We start from the raw sequence: 21,604 nt of genomic DNA, 5'->3' as shown, positions 1-21,604 counted from the left end.
AACGCGCCAGCTGCCGCGCTTGCGGCGCACCGGCGAGGATTTGCCGACCCTTGGGCGGATCGCCGATCTTTCAGGTAGCCGCCGGTGCGCTGGCGCTGGTCATTCTTGTCCATGCCCGGTATCAGGGCTGGAGCCTCTTCGCCGGCGGCGCGCACGTCAGCGACCGGGAAGGCGCATCCCGGACCAGATCTCGTCGAGATCTGGGAAGTTCCATTTGGCCGGGTCTTCGCGACTGACGATCTTGTACTGGCAACCGGGGCGCGCGAGGTCGACCACTTCCGGGCGGATGCGCGTTTTCGATCGGGTCGAGAAGAAGACCTTGACCTGCGGGTCGAGCAGCGACCTGCCGCGTTGCTCGGTAACCACCGCGAGGCGGCCGCAACTCAGCAGCACCAGCGAGCCGATCGGGTAGATGCCGATGCTTCTGACAAATGCCTGGAAGACCTTGGCGTCGAAATGACCAGCACTCCACTCGGCCATCTTGCGCAGCGACTCGGCGGGGTCCCAGCCGGCCTTGTAGGGTCTGTTCGAAGTGATCGCGTCGTAGACATCGCAGACCGCGGACATTCGGGCGAAAGTGCTGATCTCATCGCCTCTGGCGCTTTTCGGGTAGCCCGAGCCATCGATCTTCTCATGGTGATGCAGGACCACGTCGAGCGCGACCGGGTCGACCCCGCTGCCCTGGAGCAGCATCCGATACCCTTGCTCGGGATGCGACTTGACGATCGCGAATTCGTCGTCGGTCAGCTTGCCCGGCTTGTTGAGCACTTCAATGGGTATCACTGCCTTGCCCAGATCGTGGAGCAGGCCGGCGATGCCGGCGGAGCGCGTTTGCTCTTCGTCGAGGCCGAGCTGTCGGGCGAGCGCTACCATCAGCGCGCAGACCGCCACCGAATGCATGTAGGTGTAATCGTCGGCGGTTTTCAGGCGCGCCAGGCTGATCAGAGCGCCGGCGTTGCGGCTCACCGAGTCGGATATTTCCTCAACGACCCGACGCGCGCCAGCGGCATCGACCGCCATCCCCAGGCGTGCTTCCTCGAACATCGAGGTCACCGCCTGCCGCGACCTGGCGACGATTTTCGCGGCGCGGGAAAATTCCGCGGCGGTCGGCACGCGCGCGATGTGGCGCACGGCCTGGGCCGCTGTGGCCAACTCGGCATCGACCTGCAGCTCCGACTCGGCGACCGACAGCACCACCTCGCCCGGAGCCAGATCGACTCCCTTGGCGGCATCGATCCACACTTCCCTGATGCTGCTGGCGCGGATGCTGTCGATCTCCCTCGGGTCTCTGATGACGAAGGAAGAGCGCCAGAAGGGGTGCTCCATCCACGAGCCGCAGAACTCGTGGAGGTACATTCCGACAACAAGCTTTTCAATGCCGATTCGCTTGAGCATGGGCGTGTGGCAGCGGCTGCTCCAAGGGTGGGGAGCGCCCAGTCTACACCGTCGGCGGCGGCAAAAAGAAGGGGGCGCAAGGCCCCCTGTTTCACGGCTGGTGTTGCGACAAGCAGACTACAGACCAGCCTCTGCCCGCAGCGTCGCCGCCTTGTCGGTCGCTTCCCAGGTGAACTCGGGTTCGTCGCGGCCGAAGTGGCCGTAGGCGGCTGTCTTGCGGTAAATCGGGCGCAGCAGATTGAGCGATTGAATGATCCCTTTGGGACGCAGGTCGAAATGCTTGCCGATCAGTCCGACGATGACCTCGTCGTCGACCTTGCCGGTGCCGAAGGTGTTGACCATCAGCGAAACCGGCCTGGCGACGCCGATGGCGTAGGCCACCTGCACTTCACAGCGGTCGGCCAGGCCGGCAGCGACGATGTTCTTGGCGACGTAACGCGCCGCGTAAGCTGCCGAGCGGTCGACCTTGGACGGGTCCTTGCCCGAGAAAGCGCCGCCGCCGTGCCGGGCCGCGCCACCATAGGTGTCGACGATGATCTTGCGGCCGGTCAGACCGCAGTCGCCGTGCGGGCCGCCGACGACGAAGCGGCCGGTCGGGTTGACCAGGTAACGGGTCTTGCTGCTCAGGATCTCCTGCGGGACCACCGGCTTGATGATTTCCTCGATCACCGCTTCTTCGATCTGGGCGTGCGAGACGTCCGGGTGGTGCTGCGTCGACACCACGACAGTGTCGATCGACAGCGGCTGGCCATCGACGTAGCGGACCGTGAGCTGGCTCTTGGCGTCCGGGCGCAACCACGGCAGGCGGCCGTCGCGGCGCACTTCGCCCTGGCGCTGCATGATCCGGTGCGCGTAATGGATCGGCAGCGGCATCAGCGAGGGCGTCTCGTTACAGGCGTAGCCGAACATCAGTCCCTGGTCGCCGGCGCCCTGATCGAGGTCGATGCCGGCACCCTCGTCGACTCCCTGGGCGATGTCCGGAGACTGACGGTTGATCGCGGTCAGAATCGCGCAGCTCTTGTAGTCAAAGCCGATCTCGGAGTTGTCGTAGCCGATGCGGCGAACGGTGTCCTGCGCGATTTCGCGATAGTTGATGTGCGCCTTGGTGGTGATTTCGCCCGAGATGACGACCAGGCCGGTTGATACCAGCGTCTCGCAGGCGACCCGGGCCGCCGAATCCTCGGCCAGAATGGCGTCGAGAATGGCGTCGGAGATTTGATCGGCGACTTTGTCTGGATGGCCCTCGGATACCGATTCCGAAGTGAAGAGGTGTTCTTTGCTCACGCGTTGTCTGCTCCAATTGAAAAACCCCGAAACGGCGGCGTTGCCGGCTCCGGGGTTCGAGCAGACGACGCTTTAGCAGTATTTGGTGGCCGCTTTCGCGGCGCCTTCCGCCCTGCAAGTTGTCCTGATTAACTCGGCGGATGGGATAATTATAGTTTTCTTCGTACGGGCCGGTCAAATCCTGCCGCCAGCGGATCCTTGCGTGATTACACTTTTTCGTTTTCTCAGTCGTCTGCCGCTCTCCTGGCTGCACTCTATCGGCACTCTGCTGGGCTGGCTGACCTGGCTGCTGTCACCGACCTATCGCCGGCACATGCGTGCGAATATGCTGCTGGCGCTGGGTCCGGCCGAGGCCCGACGGATCCGTGCGGCAGCCATCGGCGAAGCCGGCAAGGGAATGCTCGAACTGCCGCGGATCTGGCTGCGCCCACTCGCCGAAACTGCCAGCCGGGTGGTCGAGGTTTCGGGCTGGGAACTGGTCGACGCCGCGTCGCGCAGGGGCAAGGGAATCCTGTACCTGACGCCGCACCTCGGTTGCTTTGAAGTCACCGCTCAGTACCTGTCGACGCAGGCGCCGATAACCGTGCTCTACCGGCCGCCCCGGCAAGCCTGGCTGCAGGCGATGATCGAGGCCGGCCGCGCGCGCGCCCAGTTGCATCTGGCCGCGGCGGATCTCTCCGGCGTGCGCAGCTTGCTGAAGGCGCTCAAGCGCGGTGAGGCGGTCGGGATGCTGCCCGACCAGGCGCCAAGGAACGGCGAAGGTCGCTGGCTGGACTTCTTCGGCAGACCGGCGTACACCATGACCCTCGCCGCCCGGCTGGTCGAAAGCGGTGCCAGCGTGATCATGGTCTGGGCCGAACGGCTACCGGCCGGTGCCGGCTACCATTTTCATCTCCAGGAACCGACGCAGCCGATTCGCGGGACGATCGAGGAACGCGCGCTGCAGATCAACCAGCAGATCGAAGTCCTGGTTCGCCAGTGCCCCGAGCAATACCTGTGGGGTTACAACCGCTACAAGGGGCGGCGCGGCAGCGACGCCGCGGCAGCAGCGGAAGAAGGCCGGCCGGCGTGAGCGATTCCGGGCATCGGCGCTGGGCAGTCGCGGCCGGCATCGGCCTGGGCGGCAGCTGATGCAGCTGGCCTTCTGCCTCTATAAGTACTTCCCGTTTGGCGGTCTGCAGCGCGATTGCATGCGCATCGCGCTGGCCTGCCAGGCGCGCGGACATGCGCTGCGGATCTACACGCTGGAATGGCGCGGCGACGTTCCCGACGGTTTCGAGGTGGTGTTGGTGCCGGTCCGCGCACTGACCAATCAGCGACGCTACGCCAGGTTCAGCGCCTGGGTCGCCGACGACCTGGCCAGGCGTCACGCCGATCGGGTCGTCGGTTTCAACAAGATGCCCGGTCTGGACGTCTATTTCGCCGCCGATCCCTGTTTCGAAGACAAGGCCCGCAACCTGCGCAGCGCTCTGTATCGCCTGTCCGGCCGCTACCGTCATTTTTCGGCTTACGAGCGGGCGGTCTTTGCAGCGCACGCCAGGACCGAGATCCTGATGATCTCGCCACTGCAGCAGACGCTGTTCCAGAAATACTACGCCACTCCGGACGAGCGCTTCCATCTGTTGCCGCCGGGGATCGCGGTCGACCGGCGCGCGCCGGCCGACGCCGCGCACGTTCGTGCCGAGTTTCGTCGCGAGTTTGCCCTGGCCAGTGACGACCTGCTGCTGCTGCAGATCGGTTCCGGATTCAGGACCAAGGGGCTGGACCGCAGCCTCAAGGCGATCGCCGCACTCCCGGCTGTGCTGCGTGACCGTTGCCGGTTGATCGCCATCGGCGACGACGACCCGAAGCTTTTCCGCGGGCAGGCGCGAACCCTCGGGCTGGCCAACCGGGTCAGCATCCTGCGCGGTCGCAGCGACATCCTGCGCTTCCTGCTCGGCGCCGACCTGCTGATTCATCCGGCGTACAACGAGAACACCGGCACGGTGCTCCTCGAAGCGGTGGTCGCCGGCCTGCCGGTACTGACCACGGCGGTTTGCGGTTACGCGCACTACATCGCCGAAGCCGACGCTGGCCTGGTCGTCGCCGAGCCGTTCGAGCAGGCGCGGCTCGATCAGCTGCTGGCGCAGATGCTCGCCGACCCGCAGGCGCGCGCGCGCTGGCACGCCAGGGCTCTGGCGTTTGCTGAGCACGCCGACATCTACAGCAACGCCGAACGTGCGGCCGACGTGATCCTGAAGGAGCAGCGATGAGCGGCCTCCAGGTCTTCCTCGCCGAGCCGTTTCGCTCCCTGTGGGCGGGGCAGGACCCCTTCGTTGCCGTCGAGGCGCTGGCCGGTACGGTTTTTCGCGAACTCGACGGGCGCCGCACCTTGCGCACCGAAATCGCCGGACGTGGCTACTTCGTCAAGATCCACCGTGGCGTCGGCTGGGCCGAAATCGTCAAGAATCTTCTTTCGCTGCGCCTGCCGGTACTCGGCGCCGAGAACGAATGGCGGGCCATCGAGAGGCTGCGCGAACTGGGCGTCGATACCATGCGCGCCGTCGCCTTCGGCATCCGCGGCGGCAATCCTGGACGGCAGCGTTCGTTCATCGTCACCGAAGAACTGGCGCCGACAGTCAGCCTTGAAGATTATTGTCAGGATTGGCCGAAACATCCGCCCGCCGTGCGCCTGAAGCGCGCGCTGATTCGCGGCGTCGCGCGTGCGGCGCGACAAATGCACGCCGGCGGCGTCAACCATCGGGATTTCTACATTTGCCACTTCCTGCTGCACCTCGATCCGCCGCCGACGGCTGAACAGCTCAGGCTGTCGCTGATCGACCTGCACCGCGCGCAGCTCAGGGTGCGGTTGCCGCGGCGCTGGCGCGACAAGGATCTGGCCGCGCTGCACTTCTCGGCGCTGGCGATCGGTCTGACCCGGCGTGACCTGCTGCGCTTTCTCGGCGCCTATTTTGCCTGCCCCTTGCGGACGATCATTCGCCAGGAGGCGCCGTTGCTCGCGTATCTGGCCCGCGAAACGCAGCGCTTGCAGGCGCGTTTCGAGCGCAAGGTCGCGGCGGGCGAGATGACATGAGGAGGTGGTGCCTGAGTCCGCAATACGCGGCCAGCGAAGTGGCGACCGTGTTCGGCGATATGGACAGCGTCTTCCGGCTCGACGGCGAGCTGATTGCCCTCGACTCGCTGTGCCGCGTCCTGCGCGTTGCGGTCGGTGGCAAGCGCTACTACGTCAAGCGCTACAGTGGCAATGGCAAGAACATGAAGCGCCGCTGGTTCGGCCTGCGGCGCTGGCTGGGGCCCCCACGGGTTCGCGCCGAATGGCGCAACCTGCTGGCTTTCCGGGCGTGGGGCATTCCGACGGCGACGCTGGTCGCTTACGGCCTCGAGCGTCGTTTCGGCGGTTTCACTCGCGGCGCGTTGGTGACCGAGGAGATCCCCGATACCACCGATCTGGCACAGATCGCCTATGCCAGCGATCCGCGCATGTCCGATCGCCGCTGGCTGCGGCAGGTGGCTACTCAGATCGCCAGCATCACGCGCACCATGCACGCTGCCGGGTTTGCGCATAACGACCTGAAATGGCGAAACCTGCTGGTCGATCGGGGCACTTCGCCGACGGTCTATCTGATTGATTGCCCGAGCGGCAGTTATTACCGGGGCGCGGTCCTCGGCTACCGTGTGGTCAAGGATCTCGCCTGTCTCGACAAGCTTGGCAAGGAGTACCTGTCGCGCAGCCAGCGACTGAGGTTCTATCTTGATTACGCGCAGCACCAGCGTCTGACCGCTGACGATCGCAAGTGCATCGGCAAGATCGTCGGCTTTTTCGACGGTCGCGACTAGCCCGACGATGAGCGCTCCCGGGCTGACCGTTGCGCGAACGCTGCGCGCCGCCGGCCGGCAACCGTCGCTGCCGTTTCGGGTAGACCTCGCCGACGGCCGCCAACTGACGATGTATCGTCTGCTGCGCGCGCTGCCGGGCAAGCGACTGGTTGGCGAGGGCGAGTTCGCTGGCGACCGGGTGCTCGCCAAGCTGTTCATCGGACGGCGCTGCGAGAAGCACTGGCACCAGGAGGCGGCGGGTCTGGCGGCGCTTCGACTGGCCGGACTGCCGACTCCCGAACTGGTCGCGGCGACGGCGATGGCTGCCGGGGGCCATGCGCTGCTGACCGTGTTTCTCGACCCGGCCGAGAACCTCGCCGAATCCTGGGCGCGCCTGTCGCGGCGGACACCGGGCAACGCCGATGCGCTGACTCTGCTGGCGCCAGCGCTGCGCCTGCTCGGCCGGCTGCACGCGGCCGGGCTGGTGCAGGACGATCTTCACCTGGGCAATTTCCTGCGCCACGATGGCCAGCTGTTCATCATCGATGGCGATGCGGTACGCGTTGTCAGGCGCGGGCAGCCGCTGGCGCCATCGGAAGCCGGCAGCAATCTGGCAGTGCTGCTGGCGCAGTTGCCGCCCGCCTGGGATCGGCAGCTGGCGGCACTGCTGTCCGCCTACGGCGAAGCAGCTGGCCAGTGCTTGCCCGAAGTGGCTACCTTGCGCCGGCAGATCGAGCGTGTCAGGGCCTGGCGGCTGGGCGATTTTCTGGGCAAGACGGTTCGCGAGTGCACCTTGTTCGCGGTCGAGCATAGCGGCAGGCGCTTCAGCGCGGTGCTTCGCCAGGAAGCCGACTGGCTGGCGCCGATCCTGGCCTCGCCCGATCGGGCCATGGCTGCCGGCACGCTGTTGAAGGACGGCGCTACGTGTACGGTGGCGCGCGTCGAGGTGAGCGGGCGAGCGCTGGTGATCAAGCGCTACAACCTCAAGGATCTGCGCCACGCGCTGGGCCGCCTGTGGCGTCCGAGCCGCGCCTGGCATTCCTGGCGCGAGGCGCATCGGCTGCGCTTTTTCGGGATCGCCACGCCGGCGCCGCTGGCGCTGATCGAAGAACGTGTCGGGCCGTTGCGTCGGCGCGCCTGGCTGATCAGCGAGTTTTGCGGTGGCCCGAACCTGCTGGTCCACCTGTCGGCCAACTGTCCGCCGCCGCCGGCGGAGGCGCGGGCGATCGTGGCGCTGTTCGGGGCAATGTGCGAACAGCGGATCAGCCACGGCGACCTCAAGGCGACCAACCTGCTGTGGGCTGGCGACCGCGTCGAGCTGATCGATCTGGACGCCGTCGCGCAGCATCGGACGCCGGCTGCACACGCACGCGCCTGGAAACGGGATCGCGCCCGGCTGTTGCGCAACTGGCCGGCGGACTGCGCGCTCCATCGCTGGCTCGACGAGCAGCTACCGGCGCCGTGAACGATTGCCGGGCGGCACCGGCATTCGCCGCCGGCAGCCGGCCGCAGCGGAGGGTCAGATCGAAGTCTGGTTGACCGGGGCGGCAGCCCCGGCTGCGTCGGAGCCGTCGGCAAGGTCCGCCTGCTCGCTGAACTGCATCGCGTGCAGGCGCGCATAGTGGCCGTTGCAGGCCAGCAGTTCCGCGTGGCTGCCGCGTTCGACAATGCGCCCCTGTTCCATGACCAAGATCAGGTCGGCCTTTTCGATGGTCGACAGGCGGTGCGCGATGACCAGCGTCGTCCGACCGGCCATCACCCGGTCCAGAGCGCTCTGGATGTGGCGTTCCGATTCGCTGTCGAGCGCCGACGTGGCTTCGTCGAGAATCAGGATTGGCGCGTCCTTCAGCAAGGCTCGGGCAATTGCCAGACGTTGCCGTTGCCCACCCGACAGCATCACGCCATTTTCGCCGACCATGGTCTCGAAGCCCGCCGGCAGGCGGTCGATGAACTCGCTGGCAAATGCGGCTTCGGCGGCTCTTACGATCGCTTCCCGCGGTGCGTCGCACAGGTCGCCGTAGGCGATGTTGCGGGCCACGCTGTCGTTGAACAGCACTACCTGCTGGGTCACCAGAGCCATGTGCCGGCGCAGGTTGCGCAGCGTGAAGCGCTCGACGTCGACGCCGTCGATCAGGATCTGGCCCGAGTCGTGGTGGTAGAAACGCGGGATCAGATTGGCCAGCGTCGACTTGCCGCTTCCCGAGCGCCCGACCAGCGCCACCAGTTGTCCCGGCGCGACCGAGAAGCTGACCTGGTCGAGTACCAGTTGGCTGTTCCCCGGATAGCTGAAGGAGAGATCCTTGACTTCCAGCACACCGCTGACCCGATCGATCTCGAAGCTGCCAAGGTCTGGCTCCGGTGGTTCGTCGAGTTGGGCAAAGATGCTCTCGGCACCCGCCAGGCCCTTCTGAATCGTCGAGCTGACTTCGGACAGCTGGCGAATCGGCTTCGGCAGCATGCCGGCGGCGGTGATGTAAGCGACCAGGTCGCCGGCCGAAGCGTCGCCGCGCAGCAGCAACACCAGTGCCAGCAAGGCGGCCATCGCGGCGAAAGTGACCAACTGCAGCGCCGGCGTGTAGGTCGCGGTGGTCCTGACCATGCGCAACTGTTTGGCGGTATTCTCCTCGCTGGCCGACCTGAAGCGCGCCGATTCGTAGTCCTCGCCACCGAAACTGCGGACAACCCGGTAGCCCTGGATGGTCTCCGAAGCAACGTGTGTCAGGTCGCCCATGGTGGCCTGTATCTTCAGGCTTTGCCGGCGAAACTTGCGGCTGGCGCGGGTCACCATCAGGCCGATGATCGGCAGGATGGCGACCATCACCAGCGTCAGCTTCCAGTTCATCCACAACAGATAGCCGAACAGGAAGACGACGGTCATCCCTTCCCGGATGACGACCTTGATGGCGTCGGTCGCGGCGCCGGTGACCATGGTCACGTCGTAGGTGATGCGCGAGATCAGATGCCCGGAATTGTGCTGGTCGAAATAGCCGTTCGGCAGGCGCAGCAGGCTGTCGAAGAGGGCGCGCCGGAGGTCGTGGATCAGACCCAGCGAAACCTTGGCCAGATAGAAGTTGCCGAGGAAGGAACCGATTCCCTGCCAGCCGACGACGAGGATCAACAGCAGTGGTACGCCGTAGACCACTTCCATGTCGCCGGCCATGGGCAACGCCTGCCGCGCTAAGCTGCTGGGCTCGTTCAGCTCGTCTACGAAGTATTTCAGAATGCCGGCCATCATCGGTTGCGATGAGGCGAAGATCATGTACCCCAGCAGGCTGATCGCGAACATCCCGATAAACGGCCGCAGGTAGCCGAGCAGGCGGAGATAGATGCGCAATGAGGAGGCGGGGGTGCTGGCGGGGAGCATTCTCTGACGGGCTGCTGCGGGCTGCTGCGGGTGGTTCCGGAAGGTCAGTCTAGCATGCCGACGTGCTTGCTCCCGGGCGCGTGCCGGCAGCGCCGGCACGCGCGTTCAGTCCACAGGCGCGAGGCTTTCGTCGGCTGGCGCCACGGATTCGACTTCGGCCGGAGCGTTTTCCTTGTAGAACAACTCCAGCGCTGGCCCCTTGCCACGGTCCGGGACGGCAACCGAAACGATGCCATCGGGAGTCGGGAGGAAGGACTCGGGAACATCTCGCAGCACCCTGCCCATATAGCCGATCCACGCGGGCAAGGCGGCCGAGCCGCCGGTTTCTCCCTTGCCCAGATTCTTCGGTTGGTCATAGCCAATCCACGAGCAGCCGACGACCGTTTGCTGGTAGCCGCAGAACCAGGCGTCGACGTGGTCGTTGGTGGTACCGGTCTTGCCTGCCAGATCGCGGCGTTTGAGCGTCGCCGAAGCGCGTGCGCCAGTGCCGTAGATGGTCACGTCGCGCATCATGCTGTCCATCAGGAAGGCATTGCGTGGGTCGATCGCCCGCAACCGTTCATCGCCGGCGGTGGTCGGTGCCGCTTGTGCCAGAACCTGCTTCTTGTCGTCCTGGATCTGGCTCACGATGTACGGTCGGACACGGTAGCCGCCGTTGGCGAAAACGGCGTAGCCGGCGACCAGCTGCCAGGGCGTCACCGAGCCCGCGCCCAGGGCCATGGTCAGGTAGGGTGGGTGCTTTTCGGCGTCAAAGCCAAAACGGGTGACGTAGTCCTGGACGAAGCGCACGCCGCTTGCCTGCAGCAGACGGATCGAAACCATGTTCTTTGACCTGGCCAGGGCGCGACGAATGCGCATCGGACCTTCGTACTTGCCGTCATAGTTCTTGGGCTCCCAGGCCTGGCTGCCGGTGACCGTTGCCGGGAAGCTGATCGGCTCGTCATTGACAATCGACGCCGGTGTGAAGCCTCTTTCGAGCGCGGCCGAATAGATGAAAGGCTTGAAGCTCGACCCTGGCTGTCGCCACGCCTGCGTGGTGTGGTTGAATTTATTACGGTTATAGTCAAAACCGCCAATCAGCGCGCGGATCGCTCCGTCGCGCGGGTCCGCGGCCAGGAAAGCAGCTTCCACCTCTGGTAGCTGGACAATGCGCCAGTCGTCCTTTTCGTCGTTCTGGATGCGAATGATCGCGCCGCGGCGGAGGCGCTTGTTGGCTGGCGCCTTGTTGTCGATCATGCGGGCTGCGACCTTCAGCCCTTCACCGTCGATGGTGACGATCTCGCCACCGCGACGGTAAGCGCGAAGCTTCTTGGCATCGACTTGCAGCACGATCGCCGGGTGCAGGTCCTCCGCATCGTGGAAGTCCTGCAGCAGTTCCTCCAGCGCTTCGTCCTGTTCGGACTTGATCCCTTCGAGGTCGATGTAGGCTTCGGCACCGCGGTAACCGTGCCTGCGGTCGTAGTCCATAACGCCTTTTCTCAGGCTGCTGTAGGCGGCTTCCTGATCGTCCTTGAGAATCGTCGTGAATACCCGCAGGCCTCGCGTATAAACGTCCTCGGGAAAGCGCTCGAGGGCAATCTGACGCGCCATCTCGCTGACGTACTCGGCGTGAATTGTCGTCTCGCTCGAGTCTCGCTTGATCACCAGCGCCTGGTTCAGCGCCGCCTGCTGCTGCTCGTCGGTGATGAATCCCAGCTCGTTCATTCGCCGCAGGACGTACTGCTGGCGCAAGCGGGCGCGCTTTGGCTTGGCTATCGGATTGTCCGAGGACGGAGCCTTGGGCAGCCCGGCCAGCATTGCCGCCTCGGCAATCGTCAAATCGGCCAGCGGTTTGCCGAAATACGTCTGGGCCGCAGCGGCAAAACCGTAGGCACGCTGACCGAGAAAGATCTGGTTGATGTACAGCTCGAAAATCTGATCCTTGCTGAGATTGTGCTCGATCTTGAAAGACAGGAGCGCTTCGTAGAGCTTACGGGTGTAGGTCTTTTCTGACGAAAGAAAGAAATTCTTGGCCACCTGCTGGGTAATCGTCGATGCTCCCTGGCGCTTGCCGCCGCCCACCAGGTTGGCGTAGAGTGCGCGCAGAATACCGAGCGTATCGACCCCGCCATGCTGGTAGAAGCGCTCATCCTCGGCAGCCAGGATGGCCTGCTTGAGGATCGCCGGAACGTCCTGGATGCTGACCACGGCCCGACGCTCCTCGCCGAACTCGCCGATCAGGTAGCCGTCAGCGGTGTAAACGCGCAAGGGGATCTTGGGCCGATAGTCGGTAAGAATCTCCAGCGACGGAAGATTTGGATAGGCCAGGCTGAGGACTACCGCCATGATGGCCAAGGCAATGGCGGCCAGGCCGCCAACGACAACGATCGGGTACAGTAACCAGCGAAGGGCGGTAGGCAAAACAGCGTCCGGATGAAAGGTTGGATCCCGCTATTATATTAGCGCGGCCGCGAAATGGCTCGAAGATAGCGCTAGGTCGCTCCCGTCGCTGGCACGTGCCGCTGCGTAGCGTTGGCGGCAACAGCGCCTCAGCTGACCAGTGGCCGTCCTGCTGCCGGCTCGCACGGCCGGCGCTTGGCTGCGGTGGCTACGGCAAGGTGGCCGATGGCAACTTCACGACTTTAGTGGTTTACGCCACCCTGCTAGAATAATGGCGGACATTCCCGCCAGCGCGGGAGAAATTGCTTTACACACCGGGAGCTTGTTGCTAGCATCTAAAGTAAAATGTCTATAAATACGCTAACTACAAAGTTTTGAAGGGTTTTTTGTCGGGGGTGGCGATTTGCAGCTTGATCTTTCGATCTTTAATCCCAAGGCGCGCTCGCTGATCGGTCTCGACATCAGTTCGTCGTCGGTCAAGATGGTCGAGCTGGGCAGCGACGCCAAGGGTGCTTACCGCGTCGAGCGTTACGCTATCGAGGTCTTGCCCAGGGATGTCGTTTCCGATGGCAACATCGTCAATCTCGAGGCGGCCGCGGAGTCGGTCCGGCGAGCATGGAAGAAGCTCGGGACCGTCACCCGACAGGTGGCGATTGCTCTCCCGGCATCGCATGTCATCACCAAGAAGATCATTGTCGCCGCCGGGCAGCGCGATGAGGAACTTGAAGTGCTGGTCGAGTCCGAGGCCAACCAGTACATCCCGTTTGCCCTCGAAGAAGTAAACCTCGACTTTCAGGTGGTCGGGCCGGCGCCATCGTCTCCTGACGAAATCGAAGTCCTGATCGCCGCGTCGCGCAAGGAAAAGGTCGAGGATCGAGTTGCCGTGGCCGAGTCGGCGGGTCTCAAGCCGGTGGTTCTGGACGTAGAGTCCTACGCCGTTCTTGCGGCGTTTGAGCTGATCGAAAAACAACTCCCCGACGGCGGCAAGGGGCAGATCATCGCCTTGATTGACGTCGGTGCCAACGTGATGAACCTGACCGTTCTGCGTAACGGCCAGCAGCTCTATGTTCGCGAACAGGCATTCGGCGGAAATCAACTGACACAGGATGCCGCCCGCCTTTTTGGCATGAGCTTCGAAGAAGCGGAAGCGGAAAAGCGCCGCAACACGCTGCCGGAGCAGTACGAAACCGAGCTTCTCCGACCATTCCTTGATGCGATGGCTCTCGAATTATCGCGTGCCTTGCAGTTTTTTTTCACTTCGACCCAGTTCAGTCAGATCAACCACATCGTGTTGGCCGGCGGCTGCGCGGTCATCGCCGGCGCGGACGAAGTGGTCGCCTCTCGCACCCAGATCAACACCGTGATCGCCAATCCGTTCGCTGACATGACGCTTTCCGACCGGGTTCGCGACAAGAGTCTCTTGAGCGATGCTTCATCATTGATGGTGGCCTGTGGTCTGGCGCTGCGGAGGTTCGACGCATGATACGCATCAACCTTCTGCCGCATCGAGAAGAGAAGCGGCGAGCGCGACGGCAACAGTTCTACGCCTTGTTCGGGCTGATTGCGGTTCTTTCCGGCCTGATCGTGTTCCTCGTCTACTCGGTGATTGGAGGCTATATCGCCGCGCAGGATGCCAGGAACGATTTCCTCAAGCAGGAGATCGCAGTCCTCGACAAGCAGATCGATCAGATCAAGAGGCTCAAGGAACAAAGTGACGCCTTGATGGCGCGCAAGCGAATCATCGAATCGTTGCAACGTGACCGGGCCGAAGCGGTGCGCTTGCTTAGCGAGCTTGCCAAGCAGATGCCGGAGGGTGTGTACATCCGCTCGCTCAAACAGGTGGGGCAGAGCATCAACCTCGTCGGCTACGCGCAGTCCAGCGCCCGGGTGTCTACGCTGATGCGCAATATCGAAGCGTCGCCGTGGCTTGAGAAGCCGCAATTGATAGAGATCAAGGCGGTGATGGTCGATAAGCGCCGTCTCAACGAATTCAGCATGAACGCCCTGCTGAAGAGGGCTGCCGTCGCTCAGGGAGGGCAGAAATGAAAGCTCCAGCTCTTCCGTCGGTCGATTTCCGGGAGATTCTGCGGGATTTCCAGAATCTCAATCCCAAGGATCCCGGCGCGTGGCCGCTGGCGCCACGCCTGACGGTGTTGATCGGTTTGTTCCTGGTGGTCCTGGTTGCTGGCTGGTGGTTTGTCTGGGTCGACGAACTGGACTCGCTGACCAGCAAACAACAGGAAGAGTTGAAGCTGAAGGACCAGTACGTCGCCAAGAAGAAACAGGCGGTCAACCTCGACTTGTACGTGCAGCAGCTCGATGAAATCGACCGCTCCTTTGGTGCCTTGTTGAAGCAGCTGCCAAATAAGTCCGAAGTCGAAGCACTGCTGGTGGAAATCAATCAGGCGGGGATGGGGCGGGGTCTGCAGTTCGATCTGTTCAAGCCGGGCGGCGAGCAGGTCAAGGATTTCTATGCCGAGCTGCCGATCAATGTCCGCTTGACCGGCACCTACCACGACTTTGGAGCTTTCGCCGGCGACATCGGCAAGCTCTCGAGAATCGTCACCCTGAACAATATCGCCATCGTCGCCAACCCTCAGAGCAAAGACGGAACGCTGGTGATGGATGCGATTACGAAGACATTCCGCTATCTCGACGCTGACGAGCTGGCAGCCAAGAAGAAGGCCGCCGAAGCGGCGGCGAAGGGTGCGAGGAAATGAGCAGACTCCTTGCCGCGCTGGCCAGCGTCGCGCTTGTCGCCTGTTCCGGCGGCGATCATCAGGATGTCCGGGAGTGGATGACGACCGTGGCGCAGGACACCAAGGGCAAGATACCGCCGCTGCCGGTGGTCGAACCCTACGAGCCGGTTGCCTACGATGTTGGCGACCTGCTCGACCCTTTCAAGCCGGCCAAGCTCGGATCGGATACGAAAAAGGGCGGCGGCGCCTTCAGGCCCGATCTGGATCGACCGAAGGAACCACTGGAGCTTTTCCCGCTGGAATCACTGAAATACGTCGGCGTGATGACCAGGAAAAAGGCCTGGTATGCCATCATCCAGGTCGACAGTGCTTTGTATCAGGTCAAGATCGGCAACTACATGGGACAGAACTTCGGGGTCGTGGTCGACATTTCCGAATCCGAAGTGACATTGCGAGAGCTTATCCAGGATTCCGCCGGTGATTGGGTGGAGAGGACGAGCAACCTGCTGTTGCAGGAAAAGGGAGCAAAGTAAATGAAGCAGATCAGAGACTACTTGCTCGGCCTTGTCGCCGCTGGGCTATTGATGGTCGCCACGGCGAGTGCGCAGGAAGCCGGTTCCGCAGGAGCCAATACGATCGAGTCGATGAACGTCGTCCAGCAAGGCTCGGTGCTCAACGTCAAGCTCACCTTCAAGGAGCCTTTGAAGGCCTTGCCCCCGGCCTTCAGCGTTGCCAAGCCCGCACGCATCGCCTTCGATTTTGCCAACACGACCAACGGCCTTGGCAAGTCCAGCCAGACGTATAACGAGGGAGACCTGAAAAGCGCCAACATCGTCCAGGCCGAGGACCGCACGCGCCTGGTCCTGAACCTGCAGAAGGTGATGACCTATGAAGCGACCATTGACGGCAGGAATCTGCTGCTGGCGCTGGTGCCGAGCGCACCGACCCAGGGCGCGGCAGTGGTCGAGCACTTCGCCAGAGCGCAGCCCACCGAAACCGTGAACAGCGTCCGCGACATTGTCTTCCGCCGGGGCAAGGGCGGCGAGGGACGGATTACCGTCGACCTCAGCGACCCCAACGCCGGCATCGATATCCGGCAGCAGGGATCGAATCTGGTGGTCGATTTTGCCAACGTCACAGTTCCCGGCGCGCTGCGCAAGCGGCTTGACGTGACCGATTTCGGGACTCCCGTACTGACCGTCAATACTGTGCAGAAGGGTGCCAATGCGCGCATGACCATTACCCCCAATGGGCTGTGGGAGCACAACGCCTATCAGAGCGACAACCAGTTCGTGATTGAAGTGAAACCGATCATCGAGAATCCAAACAAGCTGGTTCAGGGGAGCCGCGGAGGTTATCAGGGCGAGAAGTTGTCGCTGAACTTCCAGAACGTCGATGTCCGCCGGCTGTTGCAGGTCATCGGCGAGTTTACCGGCATGAACATGGTCGTCAGCGACTCGGTTGGCGGCGCGATCACCTTGATCCTGAAGGATGTCCCATGGGACCAGGCGCTGGACATCATCATGCAGCAGAAGGGTCTGGATATGCGCAAGAATGGCAACGTCATCCTGATTGCGCCGCGCGAGGAAATCGCCACCAAAGAAAAGCTCGAGTTCGAGTCGCGAATTCAGATCGGCGACCTGGAGCCGCTGGTGACCGAGAGCTTTCAGATGAACTACATCAAGGCCGATGCGATTCAGAAGCTTCTTGCTGATCCAAAGCAGCCCCTGCTCTCCAAGCGCGGCAGCGCGGTGGTCGAGGAGCGCTCGAACATCCTGTTCGTCAAGGACACCCCGAGCCGCCTCGATGAAGTGCGAGTGATGATTGCCAAGGTCGACATCGCGGCGCGACAGGTGATGATCGAAGCGCGCATCGTTGAAGCCGGCGACAGTTTTTCCAAGAACCTCGGGGTGCGACTCGGCTGGCGGCAGACCTTCCCCGACGGCGCGGTCACCGTTGGCGGCGGCCAGAACTTCAGCGGCCAGCTGGACATGAGCGGTACGCAGGTCAACCTGCCGGCCACGCCGCGCACCGGTAGTCCCGGCACCCTCTCCTTCCTCCTTTTCAACAACGCGCTGACGCAGTTCCTCACGGCAGAGATCTCGGCTCTCGAAGCCGACGGTCGCGGCAAGGTCATCTCCAGCCCGCGGGTGATGACCGCCAACCAGGTCGAAGCGATCATCGAGCAGGGCGTCGAGATCCCTTATCAGCAGGCGACCAGTTCAGGCGCCACCAGCGTTTCCTTCCGGAAAGCCAACCTGTCGTTGAAAGTGACGCCGCAAATCACGCCGGACGGCAAGATCGCGATGAAGCTGGACGTCAACAAGGACACCCCGAACACCCGTTTGTCGACCGGCGCCGGCGTCGCCATCGATACCAAGCACGTCAAGACCGAAGTCCTGGTCGAGAACGGCGGAACGGTGGTGATCGGCGGGATCTACACGCAGGAAACGCGTAACAACACGACCCGCATCCCGTTCTTCGGCGACCTCCCATACATTGGCTTCCTGTTCAAGAATCGGGAAATCATCGACGACAAGACCGAGTTGCTGGTCTTCATCACGCCGCGGATCGTTGCCGAGAATCTTGCGGTACGCTGATCCGCAAGCAGCGAAGAGGCCGGCGAGAGCCGGCTTTTTTCGTGCCCTGATGCTGGTCCTGTCGAGCATGCGATAGAATAGCCCGGTGAGCATCGCGGACGACAAACGGAACGTCTACCTGGTCGGCCTGATGGGGGCTGGAAAAACGACCATCGCCAAGGTCCTGGCCAGGCGGCTGGCGTATCATTTCGTCGACTCCGACCACGAAATCGAATCTCGCACCGGCGTTCGCTTGCCGACCATCTTCGAGATCGAAGGTGAAGAGGGTTTCCGCAGGCGCGAGGCACAGGTCATAGCCGACCTGGCGCGGACGCATGGCTGTGTCGTGGCCACCGGGGGTGGCGCCGTGCTGCGCCCCGATAACCGGGAAAACCTGCGTGCCAGCGGTCTGGTGGTTTACCTCAACGTACCGCTGCAAACGCTCTGCGAACGTACGCGGCACGACAAGAACCGGCCCCTGCTGCAGGTCAGCGATCCCTTGCGCAAGCTCACGGAGCTGTACGAGCAGCGTGACCCGCTGTATCGGAGCATTGCCGATCTGGTCGTCAGCGGCGGTCGGATCAGCGCGCAGGCGGTCCTGCAACTGCTGCTCAAGAAAATGGAAAAAGCATGAAAACGCTGACCGTTGCACTCGGCGAGCGCTCCTACCCGATTCATGTCGGAGGTGGTCTTCTCGATCGCGGAGAACTGCTGCTGCCCTTGCTGCGGCAGCCGAAAGTGGCAATCGTCACCAACACCACCGTTGCGCCGCTGTACCTGGAGCGCTTGGCCGAGCCCTTGCGCGAAGCCGGTGTTGAAGTCGTGGAGGTGGTCCTGCCTGACGGCGAGCGCTTCAAGGACTGGCCGACGCTGAACACCATTTTCGACCTGCTGCTGCAGCATCGCTGTGAGCGGTCAACAACCCTGGTGGCGCTGGGCGGCGGTGTGGTCGGCGACATGACCGGTTTCGCGGCCGCCTGTTTTCAGCGCGGCACGCCGCTCATCCAGGTTCCAACCACCCTGCTCGCGCAGGTTGATTCGTCGGTCGGTGGCAAGACAGCGATCAATCACCCGCTCGGCAAGAACATGATCGGCGCCTTTCATCAGCCACGACTGGTGCTGGCCGATACCGATACCTTGAATACCTTGCCCGATCGCGAGCTTCGTGCCGGCCTGGCGGAGGTCATCAAGTACGGGCTGGTCCGCGATCTGCCTTTCTTCGAGTGGCTTGAGGGCAATCTCGAAAGCGTCTTGTCGCGCCAACCGCTGGCACTCGCCGAGGCGATCTGCCGGTCGTGCCAGAACAAGGCAGCAGTGGTCGCCGCCGACGAGCGCGAGAGTGGCGAGCGTGCCTTGCTCAACCTTGGCCACACCTTTGGCCATGCGATCGAAACCGGACTCGGTTACGGCGCGTGGCTGCACGGCGAGGCCGTCGCCGCGGGCACCATGATGGCGGCAGAACTCTCGTCGCAGCTTGGCTGGCTAGGGCCTGCCGAGGTGAGCCGGGCGGAACGGCTTTTTCAACGAGCGGGCTTGCCGGTGCTCGGGCCGGCCCTCGACGTCGACCGCTATCTGGAACTGATGCAGAACGACAAGAAGGTGCAGGGTGGCAGTCTTCGCCTGGTGCTCCTGCAGCGCATTGGCCAGGCGGTGGTCAGCTCGGCCGCGCCGACGGCGGACGTGCGGCGGGCTATCGCTGCCCGCTCGGCCGATGCGTGAACTTGCGCCCTACGCCGTCTCGGCAGCCAACAGCCGCGGTCGCCGGCACCCGGACGGCGAGCCTTCGCAGCCTTCGCACCGCAGCGAGTTCCAGCGCGACCGCGACCGCATCGTTCACTCGACGGCGTTCCGGCGGCTCGAATACAAGACCCAGGTTTTCGTCAACCACGAAGGTGACCTGTTCCGGACGCGCCTGACGCACAGCCTCGAGGTCGCGCAGATCGCCCGCGGAACGGCGCGCGCATTGCAGCTCGACGAAGATCTTGCCGAAGCGATTTCGCTGGCGCATGACCTTGGTCACACGCCCTTCGGTCACGCCGGCCAGGAGGCGCTCAACGAATGCATGCGCGGTCATGGCGGCTTCGAACACAATCTGCAAAGCCTGCGGACGGTTGACCTGCTGGAGGAGCGCTACGCCGCTTTTGATGGCCTCAATCTCTGTTTCGAGACCCGTGAAGGAATCGTCAAGCACTGCTCGCTCGACAATGCCCGTCAGCTCGGCGAACTCGGCGAACGCTTCCTCAACCGAACACAGCCGTCGCTGGAAGCACAGATCTGCAATCTGGCCGACGAAATCGCCTACAACAACCACGACGTCGACGACGGTTTGCGCGCCGGCCTGATCACGATCGAGCAACTTGAAGACGTGCGGCTGTTCGCACGGCACGTTGCCGATGTCCGGCGCGTCCATGCCGGCCTCGGCGGGCGCCGCCTGATCCACGAAACGATCCGGCGTTTGATCAATACCCTGGTTTGCGACCTGATCGAAACCACCGCCAGCAATCTTGCGCGGCATGGGCCCAGGACGCTTGCCGAGGCACGCCTCGGGCCGCCTCTGGTCGCCTTCTCCGCGGAGTCGTTCGAGGAACAGAAGCAGCTGAAGCGCTTCCTGCGGACGCAGCTGTATCAGCACTACCAGGTGTTGCGGATGGCCAGCAAGGCACGGCGGATCGTCGGCGACCTGTTTGCCGCTTTTGCCGGCGAGCCGCGCCTGTTACCCCCGCAGTATCAGGTCGCAGGCGATGGCGATCAGTTGCGCAGGGTTGCCGACTACATCGCCGGGATGACCGATCGCTATGCGATCAAGGAGCACCGGCGCCTGTTTGCCGTTGGCGAGGGTTGAAACGCTTTCCCGACCGGGGACAACGACGCCGGCAGGGGCGCTTCGCTTGCGGAACGAAAGCGGTCCGGGTCCACTGGCGGAGTCTTCCCGGGCTCCGCGGCGATTGACCTCGATCCCCGTGACCTGCCGTTGACTACTGGCCTGAGCGCCCCGCTAGCGCGGCGTGCTCAAGGCGCTGGCCAGTCCTTGATGTAGGCCTTGAGGAGCTTGTTCTCCAGGTTGCGCTCCTCGAGCACCGCCTTGGCGACGTCGTGAAAAGAGACGATGCCAACGATCGTGTCGCCCTCCATGACGGGCACGTAGCGGGTGTGACTGTCCACCATCATTCGGCGCAATTCGTCCACGTCCATATCCGGATTGGCCGTCGGTGGGTCGCGGTCCATCGCCTCGATGACCAGAATTTCCGCAATCGGCGGCGTCGGGCCGACTCGCCGTTCGGTCTGACGCTTGGCCAGAATCATCAGCACCTCGCGGAAGGTCAACATGCCCGCCAGCTTGCCGCCCTCCATGACGATCACCGAGCCGATGTCGTTTTCCGCCATCATGATCACGGCATCCGAAAGCGGCGAATCCGGATGTACGGCGAACAACGCAGAATCCTTGACCTGCAGAACCTCTTTGACCTCCATGTCACCCCCTGGAATACGATAGCGAGCCGATGTGCTCTGTGATTGATCGGCAAGATTCTATCAGATGTCGCTCGACATCCGAAAACCACCCCACCTGTCTGAGTAGCGGTCAAGCGATTTCGGACACCGGGGCAGGTTTTTTTTCCGCCATTCGCTGTTGATGGACGTTCGGCGGCCGGCAGGTTCCCCGATCAATCGCGGTCAATCGGCCATGTGGCCTTTCAATCTTCTGGAAATGATCGCCATCCTGCCGTTGGCCGATGATCGAGGATCGTTTGCCGCTGGTCGATCATCGCCTGTGGATGGTTGATTTCGACCTGGCAACCGACCGCAGGGTCGAAACCCGGACCCTGTCGATCCAGCCGTCGATGGTTGGCGGCGATCGCTTCATCGCGCCGATGAAAAATCCCCTGCGCGAGGTCGATCGATGGCTGTTCCTGATCGAAGCGTGGAGCGCAGCCAGCCAAGCCTGCACCGGACCGAGCGGAAGCTGGACGAGCGTTCATCACGCGTCGATCTTTTTGATCCAGCCGTCGATCTTGCCGATCCAGACCTGAACCTTTTTGATCCAGCTCTGGCTCTTGCGCAACCATCGTTCCATGGCGCGCATCGAAGCA

General features: G+C 63.2%; 19 protein-coding genes. 14 read left to right on the top strand and 5 right to left on the bottom strand.

The genetic code is table 11. The annotated features are described in order from the left end of the window. Positions 1–156 precede the first annotated feature (156 nt). Both Q1L50_RS06080 and metK read right to left on the bottom strand, forming a co-directional pair. Positions 157–1,395, bottom strand: coding sequence for an HD-GYP domain-containing protein (locus Q1L50_RS06080; RefSeq protein ID WP_300336743.1), 1,239 nt, complete (start codon positions 1,393–1,395; stop codon positions 157–159). A gap of 117 nt (positions 1,396–1,512) precedes the next feature. Beyond that, complete coding sequence (gene metK / locus Q1L50_RS06075; protein ID WP_300336742.1) at positions 1,513–2,679, bottom strand: methionine adenosyltransferase; 1,167 nt, start codon at positions 2,677–2,679, stop codon at positions 1,513–1,515. A gap of 202 nt (positions 2,680–2,881) precedes the next feature. Between metK and Q1L50_RS06070 the strand changes: the two genes are divergently transcribed. The 5 genes from Q1L50_RS06070 to Q1L50_RS06050 are packed head-to-tail and all read left to right on the top strand — an operon-like array spanning position 2,882 to position 7,960. Continuing rightward, positions 2,882–3,751: a lysophospholipid acyltransferase family protein gene (locus Q1L50_RS06070; RefSeq protein WP_300336740.1), complete on the top strand. Its 870-nt coding sequence runs from the start codon at positions 2,882–2,884 to the stop codon at positions 3,749–3,751. 58 nt (positions 3,752–3,809) lie between these two features. Continuing rightward, the gene (locus Q1L50_RS06065) at positions 3,810–4,931 is read left to right on the top strand and encodes a glycosyltransferase family 4 protein (RefSeq protein WP_300336739.1); all 1,122 of its coding nucleotides are present in this window, start codon (positions 3,810–3,812) and stop codon (positions 4,929–4,931) included. Next, complete coding sequence (gene rfaP, locus Q1L50_RS06060) at positions 4,928–5,752, top strand: lipopolysaccharide core heptose(I) kinase RfaP (RefSeq protein ID WP_300336737.1); 825 nt, start codon at positions 4,928–4,930, stop codon at positions 5,750–5,752. Before Q1L50_RS06065 ends, rfaP begins: the two co-directional genes overlap by 4 nt. Continuing rightward, positions 5,749–6,516 carry a lipopolysaccharide kinase InaA family protein gene (locus Q1L50_RS06055; RefSeq protein ID WP_300336736.1) on the top strand — a complete coding sequence of 256 codons (768 nt, stop codon included), beginning with the start codon at positions 5,749–5,751 and terminating at the stop codon, positions 6,514–6,516. Before rfaP ends, Q1L50_RS06055 begins: the two co-directional genes overlap by 4 nt. 7 nt (positions 6,517–6,523) lie before the next feature. After that, positions 6,524–7,960: a lipopolysaccharide kinase InaA family protein gene (locus tag Q1L50_RS06050; RefSeq protein ID WP_300336734.1), complete on the top strand. Its 1,437-nt coding sequence runs from the start codon at positions 6,524–6,526 to the stop codon at positions 7,958–7,960. A gap of 54 nt (positions 7,961–8,014) precedes the next feature. Here Q1L50_RS06050 and msbA read toward each other — a convergent pair whose 3' ends face one another. Beyond that, the gene (gene msbA, locus Q1L50_RS06045; RefSeq protein WP_300336732.1) at positions 8,015–9,859 is read right to left on the bottom strand and encodes a lipid A export permease/ATP-binding protein MsbA; all 1,845 of its coding nucleotides are present in this window, start codon (positions 9,857–9,859) and stop codon (positions 8,015–8,017) included. A 105-nt stretch (positions 9,860–9,964) separates the two neighbouring features. Further along, positions 9,965–12,259 carry a penicillin-binding protein 1A gene (locus Q1L50_RS06040; protein ID WP_300336730.1) on the bottom strand — a complete coding sequence of 765 codons (2,295 nt, stop codon included), beginning with the start codon at positions 12,257–12,259 and terminating at the stop codon, positions 9,965–9,967. A gap of 382 nt (positions 12,260–12,641) precedes the next feature. Between Q1L50_RS06040 and Q1L50_RS06035 the strand changes: the two genes are divergently transcribed. The 8 genes from Q1L50_RS06035 to Q1L50_RS06000 all read left to right on the top strand — a co-directional run bounded on the left by Q1L50_RS06035 (position 12,642) and on the right by Q1L50_RS06000 (position 20,358). Further along, positions 12,642–13,721, top strand: coding sequence for a pilus assembly protein PilM (locus Q1L50_RS06035; protein ID WP_300336729.1), 1,080 nt, complete (start codon positions 12,642–12,644; stop codon positions 13,719–13,721). Beyond that, the gene (locus Q1L50_RS06030; protein ID WP_300336728.1) at positions 13,718–14,284 is read left to right on the top strand and encodes a PilN domain-containing protein; all 567 of its coding nucleotides are present in this window, start codon (positions 13,718–13,720) and stop codon (positions 14,282–14,284) included. The genes Q1L50_RS06035 and Q1L50_RS06030 overlap by 4 nt, the downstream gene beginning before the upstream one ends. Then, on the top strand, positions 14,281–14,958 hold the full coding sequence (gene pilO, locus Q1L50_RS06025) for a type 4a pilus biogenesis protein PilO (protein ID WP_300336727.1): 678 nt from the start codon (positions 14,281–14,283) through the stop codon (positions 14,956–14,958). The genes Q1L50_RS06030 and pilO overlap by 4 nt, the downstream gene beginning before the upstream one ends. Continuing rightward, positions 14,955–15,470 carry a pilus assembly protein PilP gene (locus Q1L50_RS06020; protein WP_300336726.1) on the top strand — a complete coding sequence of 172 codons (516 nt, stop codon included), beginning with the start codon at positions 14,955–14,957 and terminating at the stop codon, positions 15,468–15,470. Before pilO ends, Q1L50_RS06020 begins: the two co-directional genes overlap by 4 nt. Beyond that, the gene (pilQ, locus tag Q1L50_RS06015) at positions 15,471–17,537 is read left to right on the top strand and encodes a type IV pilus secretin PilQ (protein ID WP_300336725.1); all 2,067 of its coding nucleotides are present in this window, start codon (positions 15,471–15,473) and stop codon (positions 17,535–17,537) included. It abuts the gene before it with no gap. A gap of 130 nt (positions 17,538–17,667) precedes the next feature. Continuing rightward, positions 17,668–18,150, top strand: a complete 483-nt coding sequence (locus Q1L50_RS06010; protein ID WP_300336766.1) for a shikimate kinase — start codon at positions 17,668–17,670, stop codon at positions 18,148–18,150. Continuing rightward, positions 18,147–19,235 (top strand): 3-dehydroquinate synthase, encoded by a 1,089-nt coding sequence (gene aroB, locus Q1L50_RS06005; protein WP_300336724.1) that lies wholly within the window; start codon positions 18,147–18,149, stop codon positions 19,233–19,235. The genes Q1L50_RS06010 and aroB overlap by 4 nt, the downstream gene beginning before the upstream one ends. After that, positions 19,228–20,358, top strand: coding sequence for a deoxyguanosinetriphosphate triphosphohydrolase (locus tag Q1L50_RS06000; protein WP_300336723.1), 1,131 nt, complete (start codon positions 19,228–19,230; stop codon positions 20,356–20,358). The genes aroB and Q1L50_RS06000 overlap by 8 nt, the downstream gene beginning before the upstream one ends. Before the next feature lie 167 nt (positions 20,359–20,525). Here the strand turns inward: Q1L50_RS06000 and Q1L50_RS05995 are convergent, their stop codons facing one another. Beyond that, the gene (locus Q1L50_RS05995) at positions 20,526–20,987 is read right to left on the bottom strand and encodes a CBS domain-containing protein (RefSeq protein ID WP_300336722.1); all 462 of its coding nucleotides are present in this window, start codon (positions 20,985–20,987) and stop codon (positions 20,526–20,528) included. A 275-nt stretch (positions 20,988–21,262) separates the two neighbouring features. Here Q1L50_RS05995 and Q1L50_RS05990 point away from each other — a divergent pair, with 275 nt between their 5' ends. After that, positions 21,263–21,544 carry a hypothetical protein gene (locus tag Q1L50_RS05990; RefSeq protein WP_300336721.1) on the top strand — a complete coding sequence of 94 codons (282 nt, stop codon included), beginning with the start codon at positions 21,263–21,265 and terminating at the stop codon, positions 21,542–21,544. The last annotated feature ends 60 nt before the right edge of the window (positions 21,545–21,604 follow it).

The sequence above is a fragment of the Accumulibacter sp. genome, from assembly GCF_029255145.1.
Classification (GTDB): domain Bacteria; phylum Pseudomonadota; class Gammaproteobacteria; order Burkholderiales; family Rhodocyclaceae; genus Accumulibacter.
The sequence above is the reverse complement of the archived record's forward strand: the minus strand, read 5'-3'. Positions and strand labels throughout refer to the sequence as shown.